12 protein-coding genes are annotated in these 13,588 nt (G+C 45.8%); 3 read left to right on the plus strand and 9 right to left on the minus strand.

The genetic code is table 11. From position 1 onward, the window contains the following. The first annotated feature begins 45 nt into the window (after positions 1-45). The 3 genes from ACBP55_RS37575 (at position 46) to ACBP55_RS37585 (ending at position 4,863) form a co-directional block, all read left to right on the plus strand. Positions 46-1,806 carry a sensor histidine kinase gene (locus tag ACBP55_RS37575; protein ID WP_464648673.1) on the plus strand — a complete coding sequence of 587 codons (1,761 nt, stop codon included), beginning with the start codon at positions 46-48 and terminating at the stop codon, positions 1,804-1,806. Next, a complete protein-coding gene (locus ACBP55_RS37580) occupies positions 1,784-3,400 on the plus strand; it encodes a response regulator transcription factor (protein WP_464648675.1) in 1,617 nt (538 codons plus the stop codon). Before ACBP55_RS37575 ends, ACBP55_RS37580 begins: the two co-directional genes overlap by 23 nt. A 146-nt stretch (positions 3,401-3,546) precedes the next feature. After that, entirely contained in the window at positions 3,547-4,863 is a 1,317-nt protein-coding gene (locus ACBP55_RS37585) for an ABC transporter substrate-binding protein (RefSeq protein WP_051253625.1), read from the plus strand. Between the two features lie 134 nt (positions 4,864-4,997). On the opposite strand, the gene ACBP55_RS37590 is transcribed toward ACBP55_RS37585, so the two are convergent. From ACBP55_RS37590 to ACBP55_RS37630, 9 genes are all read right to left on the minus strand, one after another. Then, on the minus strand, positions 4,998-5,198 hold the full coding sequence (locus ACBP55_RS37590; RefSeq protein WP_028555213.1) for a cold-shock protein: 201 nt from the start codon (positions 5,196-5,198) through the stop codon (positions 4,998-5,000). 175 nt (positions 5,199-5,373) lie between these two features. Continuing rightward, a complete protein-coding gene (locus ACBP55_RS37595; RefSeq protein WP_029196808.1) occupies positions 5,374-5,586 on the minus strand; it encodes a helix-turn-helix domain-containing protein in 213 nt (70 codons plus the stop codon). A gap of 13 nt (positions 5,587-5,599) precedes the next feature. Further along, the gene (locus ACBP55_RS37600; RefSeq protein ID WP_464648679.1) at positions 5,600-5,887 is read right to left on the minus strand and encodes a pyrophosphohydrolase domain-containing protein; all 288 of its coding nucleotides are present in this window, start codon (positions 5,885-5,887) and stop codon (positions 5,600-5,602) included. A 277-nt stretch (positions 5,888-6,164) separates the two neighbouring features. After that, positions 6,165-6,686, minus strand: coding sequence for a C40 family peptidase (locus ACBP55_RS37605; RefSeq protein ID WP_464648681.1), 522 nt, complete (start codon positions 6,684-6,686; stop codon positions 6,165-6,167). A gap of 162 nt (positions 6,687-6,848) precedes the next feature. Further along, positions 6,849-8,045: a response regulator gene (locus ACBP55_RS37610; RefSeq protein WP_464648683.1), complete on the minus strand. Its 1,197-nt coding sequence runs from the start codon at positions 8,043-8,045 to the stop codon at positions 6,849-6,851. Between the two features lie 3 nt (positions 8,046-8,048). After that, positions 8,049-9,896 carry a sensor histidine kinase gene (locus tag ACBP55_RS37615; protein WP_464648685.1) on the minus strand — a complete coding sequence of 616 codons (1,848 nt, stop codon included), beginning with the start codon at positions 9,894-9,896 and terminating at the stop codon, positions 8,049-8,051. Between the two features lie 84 nt (positions 9,897-9,980). Continuing rightward, the gene (locus ACBP55_RS37620) at positions 9,981-10,862 is read right to left on the minus strand and encodes a carbohydrate ABC transporter permease (RefSeq protein ID WP_464648687.1); all 882 of its coding nucleotides are present in this window, start codon (positions 10,860-10,862) and stop codon (positions 9,981-9,983) included. Between the two features lie 17 nt (positions 10,863-10,879). After that, on the minus strand, positions 10,880-11,770 hold the full coding sequence (locus tag ACBP55_RS37625; RefSeq protein ID WP_173184981.1) for a carbohydrate ABC transporter permease: 891 nt from the start codon (positions 11,768-11,770) through the stop codon (positions 10,880-10,882). A gap of 94 nt (positions 11,771-11,864) precedes the next feature. Further along, positions 11,865-13,172 (minus strand): extracellular solute-binding protein, encoded by a 1,308-nt coding sequence (locus ACBP55_RS37630; protein WP_173185118.1) that lies wholly within the window; start codon positions 13,170-13,172, stop codon positions 11,865-11,867. Positions 13,173-13,588 lie beyond the last annotated feature (416 nt).

The raw sequence follows: 13,588 nt of genomic DNA on the forward strand, positions 1-13,588 counted from the left end.
CAGCCTTTTTTCCACTTTTATGGAAGTAAATGAGGAGGAGCTGAAGTGTTTAACCTATTCAAGCGCATACGAATCGGTCGCCTGTTCTTTGGAAGCTTCGCCGCATTCATTGCCGTGCTGCTGCTCATTTCCTCCTGGATCAGCTACAGTCTAACTTCACGCGAGTTAGCTGACAATACGGCTAATTATCAGCAGGATCTATTAAATGAATTGAATAAGCGCTTGGCCACTCAGTTGAACTCTATTGAGCAGATGTCTAATGCAGCCTCTAGAAATATCGATATTATTGGGTATGATCCGCTGGAGAGTGACTTATTTGAACGAAACAAACGTAAAGTAGATTTGAGTAATCTTCTTGCTAGCATTACGTACAGCACGACAATGGTGCAATCCATTTATTTATATATTGATCGTCCGTTTGTAACAGATGCTCAGGGACCCATTCGCGTTTATGATTGGCGGAAATTGAAGGACGAGGATTGGTTTTTGGACATCCAAAATAATGATTTTGCCTGGGTAAAAGAACGTACGATTCCAACCAACCAAGGCTCGCTGCCTGTTATTAGCTTTGCAAGAAAGCTGTATAATAACTCGGGCATCTATTACGGTATGCTGCTGCTCAATGTGAAGTCCTCCGAGATCCAGAATTTAATTCGAGGGGAGACGGAGGGGAGGAGCCGAGTGCTGGTTGACGCAGGTGGCAGGAAAATCGCCGCAATTGGTGATCCCAACCTGCCAGAAAGCGAGTTGGAGAACATTCAGCTGATTCAGAAGAAGTCCGGAAGTGTTCATTTAACAGCCAAACCAGAAAGTGAATCCTTACTCGTATGGAGTAAATCCCCTTCGAACTGGACACTGGTTGAAGTGACACCATGGAAGAGCATTGTCAATGGCAGTATTCGATTAGCACTGATTCTCTTAACCGTTGGCTTATCCGCCATTTTTATCGCTTCCTTTTTCACATTCTTTATATCCAGACAATTCACCAACCCCATTCGACTTTTGGTTGCTTTTATGAATAAGCTTCCTGATCGGGGTCTAGTTTCGGACTTGCCTACGGACTATACCAATGAGTTTGGCAATTTATTTAACGGTTATCGGAAACAAATGGAACGAATTGAGGAACTATTAATCTCATTGAAAGCTCAGCACAAACGCCAACGCGAAGCCGAAATTAAGGCGCTGCAAGCCATGATTAATCCCCATTTTCTGTACAACACATTGGATCAATTAAACTGGTTAGCTATTGATTCCGGTCAAACGAAAATCAGCAAGATCCTATCCTTAATGGGTAAAATGTTTCGCATCGGCCTCTCCAATGGTGAAACATTGATTCCCATCGCAGACGAAATCACGCATATCGAATGTTATTTGCAAATACAGCAAATTCGTTGGGGCGATCGCTTGGCATTCACCATCTCTGTCAATGAAACAGCCAAAGACCTCTATGTACCGAGACTAACCCTGCAGCCTTTTATCGAAAATGCGATTATTCACGGTTTTCACGGACGCAAGAAAGGCGAAATCCGCGTGAATGTGCATCTGCTAGGGCAAGACATCCAATTTCAAGTTTGGGATGATGGCGTTGGGCTGCGACCCGACTGGGATCAACCGAAGGCAAGGAAAACTGGCGGTTATGGCTTGCGAAATGTGAAAGAACGCATTGAGGCTTATTTCGGGCCCCCTTATGGGGTCCATATTACAAGTACGGAAGGCAGGGGCACCGAAGTCACCATTCTACTGCCGCAAATCCAAAATAAAGAAGAAGTCGAGGAGAGGTATCATGTGGAAAATACTCATTATTGATGACGACTTTCAAGTGTTGGAAGGTATGAAGAAGGCGATTCCCTGGGAGTCCATTGACGCCGTATTAGTTGGTGAAGCGAGTGATGGCGCTGAGGGTCTAGAGATGGTCCGGCAAACTCAGCCGGATATCGTGATTACGGATATTTACATGCCTGTGATGAACGGGCTAGAAATGATTGAGAAACTCCGCGAGAATAACTTTCCCGGTGAGCTGATAATCCTAAGCGGCTACGCCGACTTCCAGTATGCACGGCAGGCTCTGAGGCTGCAGGTGAGCGACTATTTGTCCAAACCCGTGACCATTGAAGAGCTGGGGGCTGTTCTGGCCAAAGTCATTAAAGAACTGGAAACGAAAGAACTGAAAAAAATAGAGCAAGAAGAAGTCAAAAGAAGGCTGATGATGTATGAACCCTTTGTCCAGCAAGAATGGTTGAAGTCGGTCATGACCGGCACCTTTAATGAAACGATTGCCGCGGAAAGCATTCTGCTATCTGAACAAGCCTACTGGCTGCAAAGAAACCACGTCGTGATGGGTATAGAGCTTATGAGTACTGTTCGCACGGCTAACCTATCGCTAATCGATTGGAACTTATTTCGCTTTGCATTAGCCAATATTATTCGAGAAATCTTGGCCGAAGATTGGCCGGAGTCCGACTTTATTGAGCTTCACAGCCATCATGCTGCGATTATGTTTCATGTTGAGCGTTCGAGTGTGACAGCTGATGCGATGCGTCGGATTCAGTTGATTGGCGAGCATATCACGGACTGTGTGCTTACTTACCTTCGGCTAACGATCCGCTTGGGGCTAGGCCAAATGAAGGAATCCTGGCAGGAAATATCGGACTCCACCGAGGAAGCCTTTCTAGATTTATTACAAATGTCCAACATCCCGCAACTTAAAGGAGATCAGCTACCTACCGTTCCATCCGAGAAAGAACTGGCTATTCGTCCAATTAAGTTTTACCAAGAGCTTGCGGAAGCAATTGTCTATTCCAAAGAAGAAACCGCTGCACAGATTGTGGAAGCTTATATCAATCGCTTGCAAAGCATGTCAACCATAACTCCAGCATATTTGCAGTATTTATGTACAGAGCTGTGGACCATATTTGCTTATTCCTTATATAGCGTAGGTATTGTGCTTGATGAGCTGTTTCCTGAAATGAAGCTGCAGTCGGAAATTATTCAAATCCAAACACCCGAACAATTGCAGCAATGGTTGCGGGGAAAAATTCATATTATTGCTACCAGCCGGCATTGGAACGAGAATTCCAAGCATAAAGAAGCGGTTGATTTCATGATTCAATATGCACACGATCACTATGCCGAAGAGATCAGCTTGGAAGATATGTCGAAGCAGCTTTACTTGTCTCGTAATTATTTGAATCAAATATTCAAGAAAGCGACCGGTGAAACCTTCACGAACTACGTTATCCAAGTGCGGATGAAGAAGGCACAAGCCCTTCTGGCCGAAGGCAAATATTTGATTTATGAGATATCCGAAAAAGTTGGCTATAAAAACGTCCCTTATTTTAGCTCAATTTTCAAAAAATATAATGGCATTAGCCCGAGTGAAGTAAGTAAGAGCGGGTTATAGCCGGGAATGTACCTATTCGTTGTCATATTGAGATCCAAATTGTGATCAATAGTGAAAGAAGTGTGTTCATTACTCTCCTTTTTCTTCTTTTCAGTTGTCCTATAATTAACTTGTAAAGATAATGAGGTAGTGAAAGGGGATTTTCAATGAAAGTGCAGATGAGAAAATGGAGCATGCTCTCGATGACTGCCATGATAGCGCTGTCCCTAAGTGCATGTGGTTCCGGAAATACACCAAGTACTACGGGAAGCAGTCCTGCTGCAACAGCAGCACCCGCGGCTACAACCTCCCAACCTGTTAAGCTTCGTATCGTATGGTGGGGTTCACAGGCGAGGCACGACGCTACATTAAAAGCATTAGATGCGTATACAAAGAAACATCCGAATGTGACCTTTGAGCCAGAATTCTCTGGGTTTGATGGCTACGCGGATAAGCTGGCTACCCAAGCTGCAGCTAAAAATGCTCCGGACATTATCCAAATGGATCCAGCATGGTTAGCCGAGTACGCAGGCAGAAACCAGTTGGCGGACTTATCCAAAGGCATTCGTACCGAAGATATCGACAAATCACTCGTGGATTCAGGGAAATTTAAAGATAAGCTTTATGCCATTGCGCTTGGCAATAATGCAACTGGCATGATCTACAATAAGAATGCCGTTGATAAATTAGGGATTACGCCTCCCAAAAACGGTTGGACATGGGACGAATACTTCCAATTCGGTAAAGATGCTAAAGCTAAGCTTGAGAAAGACAAATATGTGTTGATGGATGCAACATCCGATTATACCACGTATTCCGCCTATCAAATTAGTCAGGGCAAAGGCTACCCAATTACCGAGGACGGCAAATTCAACTTCGATAAAGATACGTGGCTGACCTTTGTTAAGAAATATGCGGAGCTGAGAACAGCCGGGGTCATTCCTCCCGCAGAAATCGCTAGCACAGACAAAGAGTCTGACGCTAAGCTCGACTTGATGAACAATGACAGCGTATTGATGAAACGTACTTTCGCCGCGCTATTCCCAGGCTACGAGGGTGTTAAACCAGGTGCTTACTCACTTGTTGCTCAGCCGAAAGGGCCAAAGTCTAGCGGTTGGCTGAAGCCTTCCATGTTCTGGTCAGTGAGTGCTGATTCCAAGTATGCCGAAGAATCCAAGAAATTCATCGATTGGTTCGTGAACGATAGCGAAGCCGCAGACATCCTAACGACAACAAGAGGCGTGCCGGTTTCCAAGAAAATGCTTGATTACCTAACACCTAAGTTAACACCTGCTGATAAATTGCAAATTGAACTCATTAAAAATGTTGCTCCTGACGCTCAACCTTTCAATGCTGGAGCTAAGGGCTGGAGTAACTATACAGCTAAAGATTATAAGAGTATCGGTGAAAAAGTGATGTTCGGTAAAATAACGCCTGAAGCTGCTTATGATGAGCTTGTGAAAAAGGCGAAGGATTATCAATAAATTATGTGAATGGGGAGCCTCTTTGAGGCTCTTTATTTTTGTATGGCTGCCTTTGGAGATGGACGCAAAAAAGAACGACCCTCAACATAAGTTGAGAGGCCGTTCTTAGAGAATGCTATTTGTGCAAGCTCAGCTTACAGTTTTACAACGTTCTCAGCTTGTGGTCCGCGGTTGCCTTGAACTACGTTGAACTCAACGCGTTGGCCTTCGTCCAAAGATTTGAAACCTTCGCCAGTGATTGCGGAGAAATGTACGAATACATCGTTGCCGCCTTCAACTTCGATAAAGCCAAATCCTTTTTCTGCGTTAAACCATTTTACTGTTCCTACTGCCATGGGTAATACCTCCAAAGTTTTATTAACATGTCTTTTTTCTTGTTTCGAACAAAAAAATTACACATTGGAAAAGGTTTCATTAACTTAATGCTAACCCTTTGCAATACGCAATTCAGGTTGAATCTTTAAGACTTAACATTACTTTACCACACAATATCATGTAATGCAATTATCCCTAGAAGGGATTTCTTGCTAAAGATAAGAACTCTTCCCTGTCCTCTATTTTCAAGGCAATAGCTAGTGCTAATGCGACATCTTTCGACGGTTCGATTCGACCATTTTCGATAGAATTCAGGATAGAATAGCTGATTCCCGCCTTCTCTCCGAGCTTACGGAGAGTTAGATTTTGCTGTTGTCTGAGCTCTTTTAATTTCGTGTGAAACGCCACTGCTGCGCCCTCCTCAGCCATTTTGGTTGCCTTGCTGTCTGCGAATTTCGGCTTTTATTTTGTCGAATGGGTCCTGCCAATGGGGGGGCTTGATGGTCTTGCCGGTCTCATTTTTATGAACTTGTCCATCAGGCCATACCTTGGACATATTTGCATGCTGAACAATGTCAAAGATCGGTCCGGGCTCCACGCCCATTTCAACCAACGTACCTAGGACAAAATATAACTCATCGATCATCGCATCCACTTCGTCTTCCAGTGTGACTGCTTCTTTGAACTCCTGAAGTCTTCTTGCATCCAAGCTAGACGAGCAGCTTTGCGGCTGTCAGAAAGGCGCTGTGGGGTTGTGCCTACTGGATGCTCAAACGTTTCATGAAACTTTTTAACATCTTCAAATGCTTGTTGTAAGGTCATTTCGATTCTTCTGCTCCCTTGTAAACGGTTTTCTTTTATATACCATTTAAAAGTATGCTTGGTCAACAAGAAGCCCTCACTTCGATCCTCCTATTTGATAGAAGGATCGAGTGAGGGCTTAGGATTGCCGCTTTGTCAGGGGAGGAATCAGCTAAGGCGCAATTCTACAAATGACGACCTGTAATGAATTTATCTTTCCAATATCCCGTATTCATATCGCGAATGACTACACCGGAGCTTTTCGTGTTGCTAATAAATTTGCCATTCCCTACATAGATGCCAACGTGATTAATGCGGCCTGGTTTGCTAACACTAAAGAAAACGAGATCGCCTTTTTGTAATTGCGATTTACTCTTAACAGGAGTTCCTAACTTCGCTTGTGCACTTGATCCCCAAGGGATCGAAATGCCATTCTGTTTAAATACCATTTGCGTATAAGCAGAGCAGTCTAAGATTAAACGTTTCGTATCTCTTACGCCAAATACGTAGCGAACTTTACCTATATAAGATTGTGCTGTACGTACGATACTATCTGCTTTGCTAGCACTAGTTGCGGTTGCGCTGTAGGTTGCTGCCGCATGAGCGGACTGTGGAGTAAGGAACATCGTTCCTGAAGTTAACAAGGAAAGGCTAAGGCTTATCCCCACTAACGATTTGCTAAGGCGGTTGTTTTTCAATGTTTGCATGACTTGACTTCCTCCTTCATGGATCGTGTTGTGATGGGCTTGTTTGCCCTGATTCCACCTTACCACACTACGATCACCCAGTATTTACCCGAATTAGGAGAAAGTCACGCCACACCTAGCATTATCCGCCATTCTTAGAATTTCATGAGAATTTGATGAGCATCAGTCTCTTGACACAAATTTATCCGCTTTATCCCCCGAATTCTCCTGGCGATATTCCGAAGGGGTTACACCATACTTTTTGCGGAAAACTTGCGAGAAATGGCGCATGTCATGGTAGCCGATACGTTCAGCTACGTCAGCGAGCTTGAGCTTGGGATTCACCAGCAGTTGCTTTGCCTGCTCCAAACGAAGGTGAATAACATACTCCTTGAAGCCTTGACCCGTCTTTTGCTTAAAAAGCTGGCTAAAGTAAACCGAGTTTAGGTAAACGATCGAAGCGACCTTCTCTAGTGATAGATCAGCATGGTAATGCGTGCGGATATATTGCAAGGCGACGTCTATAGAGCGATCACTGCCGCTGGCATGATGCTCGTAGATTTGCGTCGTAGACGCTTGCCTCATACGCTGTACTTCCGCAGGCACCGCCTGGAAGCAGTCGATTAGCTCGGAGCTCATCATCTGGAAGGGCACCTTCAGGTACTTCACCAGATGGCTGCGCAGCTCATCAATCAGAAGGGTCAGGTTGCCGCCTTCGGGCAGCGTGACGAGACCTAGCAGGCTTTTGCTGTCGTGCACCGTCACGAAGCCCTTGCCGTAGCGCTCGATAAGCTCAAGCATGACGTTCTCGATAATGAAATTTTCGAGGAAGACGGGCTTATCGGTCTCCATTTTAACCATGATAAGATGAAAATAAGGGTGCTGCTCCATGAAGGGGCCCATGTCGATGCGACCCGTGTCCAAACCCTGCGCAAAGCGCTGGAATACGGCTTCCTGCAAATATTTGCGGTTAGCCTTCAACAGTTCAGCCTCTTCGGTCAGCTCCGTTTCACGCGTAATTTCTTCGCTTAGCTTGCTGATCATGTCAATTAAAACTTCTTTGCCGATCGGCTTAAGCAAATAGTCCTTAGCCCCAAGCCTCACTGCTTCCTGGGCGTAAGCAAACTCCGAATAGGCCGAAATGACAACCCATTTCACATGGGGGTGTCGGCTCCGAGACATATTCATAAACTCTAGACCGGTCATGCCCGGCATCAAAATATCCGTGAGAACGATATGAATCGGATGGCTCCGCAGCAGCGTAACGGCTTGCTCTGCATTCGCAGCCAGATGAACCCGATGCTCGGGGAAACGATTCTGCAGCGTACGCTGAATGCCTTCTCGTATGACCGTTTCATCATCTACGATGAGAATGTCCATGTTTTAGGTTCCTTTCCTAGGAAGCGGCATCGCGATGATGACCGTTGTTCCTTCCCCTTGTTTACTATGAATACGGAGCCCATAGGCATCTCCGAACATTAACGCTATACGGCGGTGAACATTGGTGAGCCCAATGCCCCGCCTTGTTTTAACAGAAGGACCTGCCGCTTGGACGGAGCTTGCAGCTGTCTGCTGCTCCATTTTCATCGAAGCCACCAGGCCACCCGCTTCCGTTGTATCCGCGCGCAGCAGCTCCTGCATCTCCATAAGTGTGCTCTCCTCGATGCCGACCCCATTATCCTGAATAATGATATGGAGCTCTTGCTCATGAACTTCCGTACGTACACGGAGAATACCCGGCTCACGGAGAGGCTCCAGCCCATATTTAACAGCGTTCTCGATGATCGGCTGCAAGGTCATTTTCGGTAGGATGACATCAAGGACATCAGGATCAATTTGTATGTCAGTACTAACTCTACCTTCCAAACGGCTTTCGATAATCGTGATGTAATGCCTCATTTGGTCCAGCTCCTGCCGCAGCGTCGTCTTCGACGCTTCCTGCCAGTCGCTGCTGTAGCGGAACATGTGAGACAGGGCTAAGATTACCTTGCCCAACCGGTCGTTCTCCCGCTCATCAAGCATCCAATAAATCATATCCAGTGTGTTGTAGAGGAAATGAGGGTTGACCTGCGATTGAAGGGCCTGCAGCTCCGCATTCTTCTCACTGATGGAAGAGAGCGTAATGCGCTCGATAAGCTCCTCCATCCGATTCACCATGCGGTTAAACGATGAAACCAACGAATTGATTTCCTCAAATGACTTCACCGTCACCGAGCCTTTGAAATTCCCCATCTCCACCTGCTTCATCTCGCGGATGAGCAGCTTGAGCGGCGAAGCGATGTTGCGGGAAATGAGACTTGCCAAAGCCGTAGACAAAATAACGAGTACTACAATAACTACGTACAAATACTCTCTTGTCTTCACGACCTCGGCGTTGATATCCCCTTTTGGAGTCAAACCAAGCACGGTCCAATCCGACATCTTCGCCTTCGCAGCGACGATAAGCTGATCCGTCCGATCATCGACGATGATCTCATTGGATTGAGGACGCGGAAGCCCGCTGAATGAAGGCGGAATGACCTTCTCTTCCGCGGTAGAGGCGATCATCCGATTCTCGCGGTCAACAATGTATACACGACTGTTCGGGCTTATCGTCACATTCGAAAGTGCAGCTAGTATCGGCTGCGGATTCGTCTCGATGAGCATGACGCCGATCACACGATGGTCTGTTAAATCGTACAGCTTGCGCCCGAATACGAACAACTGATCCTTCTGGAACCGATTGATCACAGAGCCTTGGAATAACCCGAACCACACCATTTCTCCGGATGAATCTTGCAGCTTCTGATACCACTCCGAGGACGAATAATTCGTATCGATGACACTATCGAACCCTCGCTCGTAGTTGTAGTTTTTACCCGCATTCGTGATGACATGAATCCCGACGATATCATCGCGCGAATAATAAATAGCGCCTAGAATATTCGTAATGGTTCGCTCATTGATGATACTAACCGCTTGATCCTTATTCGTATCGCGATCTTCGATAAGCCTTAGCATTTCATAATTGCTATTCAGAGACTTCGTGATACTATCATAGCCTTGCAGCAGCAAATCAAATAAACCTACCGTTTGAGAAATATTTTTCTCCGCCAAATCACTAATTTTACTATGGATAATTTGCGTTGTTTTCTGATAATAGAGCACACTTAAAAGAAGCACGAGAACTAGCATGCAGGAGATAAATAGCAGAAATAGCCGGTTATGAATGGAGTGTAGGCCTCGTGTCACTTAGGTGTAGGTCCCCTTTCGTTATTTGCTTCTTCCTATTTTATCACAGGCATCCCAAGAAACAGCAAAAAGAGAGGGGTGAAATTAACCCTTCACCGCTCCCGCTACCATACCTTTTGTAATTTTATCAGCTAACAAGAAATAGATAAGAATGACCGGCAGCGCGCCCAGCACAAGGAAGGCACCGATAGCCCCGTAATTAACCGAATATTGACTGACGAAGCTGTTAACACCGAAAGGAAGCGTCTTAAGCCGCTCGGACGAAATGAAAGTCGCCGCGAGAATGTATTCATTCCAGATGCTAATGAAAGTTAAAATACAAACCGTCATCATCGGTGGAATCGAAATCGGTAAGATAATACTGCGGAAGATCCTGAAAACCCCCGCGCCATCCATGACAGCGGATTCCTCAATCTCACTCGGAATGGATTTCATAAATCCACTGAGGATAAAGACCGCAATCGGCGTCTGGAACGCTATATAAGGAAGAATGATCGAAAGATGAGTATTCAATGAGTGTAGATTTTTGAAAATAATCATCAGCGGCAATAATGTTGCCTGCAGCGGCACCATCATCCCGATGAGGAAGATAACCATCACGATTTGACCGTATTTCCAACGGAATCGGGCGATCGCGAACGAGGTAAGAGAACTGAGCAGCAGGACGCTCACCATCGTAATTGAAGTGACGAATAAGCTGTTTTTCAAATATTGAAAATAGTGTCCTGCCTTGATCGCATCCGTGAAATTCTTCCATTGAAGCGTGTGAGGGAGCGCGAAAAACTGGCCCGACAGGATTTCTTCATTACTTTTTAATGAGTAAATAGCTAGCCAAATCAGCGGATATACTTGCGTGACCACAAGTAGGGAAAGAAAGGCGACCACGATGATTTTGACGATAGAGAGGCGTTTGCGTCTCCGAATGGTTGCAGGCTTAACCGAAGCTATTTCCCGTGCGGTCTGCATGGTAACACTCCCCTCCTTCATGAAAATCTTCTCTCTAGTCGGTTGAAAACCGCATTAATGATAACCGTTGCGATTAAGCACATGCCGACCAAGAAAGCCGCAATCGCGCTTCCGTACCCATATTTCATGGAGAGGAAGGACATGTTGTACATATGCGTGGAGATCACGTCTGTCGCGTGTGCCGGTCCCCCTGCGGTCATGACCATGACCATGTCGAACGCTTGCAGTGAGCCGATGAAGGCGAGGACGATCGATATTTTAAAAATCGGAATATTCATAGGGAAAGTGATATGCCAGTCGGCTTTAAGCCCCTCTGCTCCGTCAATCCGGGCTGCCTCATAGATATCAGCAGGGATGTTCTGAATACCGGTAAACTGGATCAGCGTATGGTAACCCAAGTACTGCCATAGGGCTACAAAATAAAGAGAATACATCGCAATCTTAGGATCAGTCAGCCACGATCTCGTCCAACCATGTAAATTGAGCATATCGAGCACTTGATTGAGCATCCCCCCCATCGCGGCGGGGTTATAGATGGTTTTCCACAATTGACCGATGATGACGACGGATAGAATAACAGGTAAAAAGTAACTTGAAACGAGAAAATTTGGTTTTTTGATAAATCGGTTCAGAAGAATAGCTACACCTAAAGCGACCGGAATTTCGGCCATGGAAAATACAGCAAACATCAATGTACGGCGAACGGACGGCCAGAACACCGGGTCTGCGAATAGCAGAGTTTGAAAATTTTTGAAACCGACGAATGTCGAATCGCCAATTCCGTTCCAATCCAGCAAACCACTGTACAGAGACACGAGAATCGGGACGAAAACGAGACTCACATAGATCAGCAAACACGGTAATACAAACATGGCAATTGTCCACTTGGAGACTCTTAACACATTCACTTGGCTCGCCTCCTTCCTGACATATACCAATCGGAATCTACCTTCAGCCCATCGAGGCGCTCAAGATAAATTCCGATTCGGCTGCTAATTCATCTTATTTTTTATTCGTTTCATAAGCGGTTTGGTGCTCTTTGCCTACTTCAGCAGGGTCTTTCTTCTGTACAAAAAGGTTTTGGATGCTTGTTAAGTGTCCTTGCGCTGTTCCTGGGTTCATCGTATTATCGAACGCAAGATCTCCGCCTTTTACTTGTTTGAACAAACCAAGCACTTCCATCGCCATATCGGAGTAACCAGCGGCTTTGAAGTCGCCATCTACTTTTTGTGCGATACCTACAGCGCCTTTTACAGCGAAAGCTTCTTTAGGGAAGTTCAGCATGAAATAGTTCAAGAAATCTTTGGTTTCTTTCAAATGCTTGCTGTTTGCAGATACAGCGAACGCGCTTCCTGGAGCAAGCATGAACTCGTCTGGGTTCCCTTTGCCTTTCACGGTTGGGAATTTGAACACGCCAACTTTACCATTCACGGAAGAAGTTTCGATTCCGCCCGTTGCCCAGCTGCCCATGAAGTACATAGCGGCTTTGCCGGTTTTGAACAAGTTTTCGCCTGCGTTGTAGTCAAAAGATGTTGCGCCCTCTTGGAAAGCGCCAGCTTGAACCAGGTCTTGGAAGCTGCTTACGGCTTCAGTGAATGCTGGATCAGCAAACGTCTTCTTGCCATCTACGACAGCTTGTAGGAAGCCAGGGCCGCCATTGGTACGAAGCAATACGTTCATGAACAAGAAGGAACCTGTCCAGGAATCTTTTTCACCGATCGCCATTGGCTGAATGCCTTTGCCTTTGAGCGTTTTTACCGCTGTTACCATTTCTTCGAAAGTCTTCGGCACTTCAACGCCAGCTTGCTTGAATAGATCTTTATTGTAGTAAACAACTGCAATGTTGTTACCATCAGGTAAAGCGTAGATGTTGTTGTTGAACGTGTACCAGTTCAGAATACCTTCTTGGAACGTCCCTTTTAATCCGTTTTGATCAAGCATGTCGTTCAGTGGCGCGAACAGGCCAGCATCGACGAAAGGCTTCATTTGCGCGGCCGGATTCACGATCGTGATGTCGGGAACCTCTTTGGAAGCGGCTTGCGTTTTGAGCTTCAGCTTTTGTTGATCCGTGTTCAAGGAGTCAAGCTCGATCTTGATGTTCGGATTTTTCGTTTGGTAATCGTTAACGATTTTCTTCAACATGCCGTTTTTTGGATCCGTTGGATCCGGATATATATTTTGGAACGTGATCGTAATGTTTTCCTGTTTTTTAGCTTGTGCTGTCGCAGTCGGTGCTGCGGTAGCTTTCGTATCCGTTGTGCTGCCGCTCGTGCTTCCACCTGAACCGCATGCCGTTAAGCTGATCGCCATCAAGCTAGCTGCCACGACGCTTAGTGCTTTATATTTAGTTACCAATGTGAATCCCCCTCGTTTGGTTGGTTGTTCTTGATATCCTTATTATCGCTCGAATATGGTAACCCTTACAATGTGGGAACTATAGGTATGATGTTTGATTTTTATAGGTTTATGTTGGAAGTGTGGGGGAATGATGGATGGGTTGGTGGGTGTGAGTGCTGGTGGGAGTATGGGAGTGACTAAATGAGTTTGCTGGTGTAGTGGAGGCAGGCGGGAGTGACTAATCGGATTGCTGGTGTGGTGGCGGCTGGTTCGGAGTGACTATTGGGAGCACTGGTGCTATGCTGGCAGGCGGGAGTGCCCCAAGTTGTATTTTATACAACAATAATCAGGAAAAAAGGCGTTTTTGAGGCAAATGTTGCAGAAAATAC

Source organism: Paenibacillus sp. WG02 (assembly GCF_055396115.1).

Coding starts and splice junctions, on each gene's coding strand:
- ACBP55_RS37580 (WP_464648675.1), top strand. CDS start 1,784: ATGTGGAAAATACTCATTATTGATGACGACTTTCAAGTGTTGGAAGGT.
- ACBP55_RS37585 (WP_051253625.1), top strand. CDS start 3,547: ATGAAAGTGCAGATGAGAAAATGGAGCATGCTCTCGATGACTGCCATG.
- ACBP55_RS37590 (WP_028555213.1), bottom strand. CDS start 5,198: ATGGCAGTAGGAACAGTAAAATGGTTTAACGCAGAAAAAGGATTTGGC.
- ACBP55_RS37605 (WP_464648681.1), bottom strand. CDS start 6,686: ATGCAAACATTGAAAAACAACCGCCTTAGCAAATCGTTAGTGGGGATA.
- ACBP55_RS37610 (WP_464648683.1), bottom strand. CDS start 8,045: ATGGACATTCTCATCGTAGATGATGAAACGGTCATACGAGAAGGCATT.
- ACBP55_RS37620 (WP_464648687.1), bottom strand. CDS start 10,862: ATGCAGACCGCACGGGAAATAGCTTCGGTTAAGCCTGCAACCATTCGG.
- ACBP55_RS37630 (WP_173185118.1), bottom strand. CDS start 13,172: ATGGCGATCAGCTTAACGGCATGCGGTTCAGGTGGAAGCACGAGCGGC.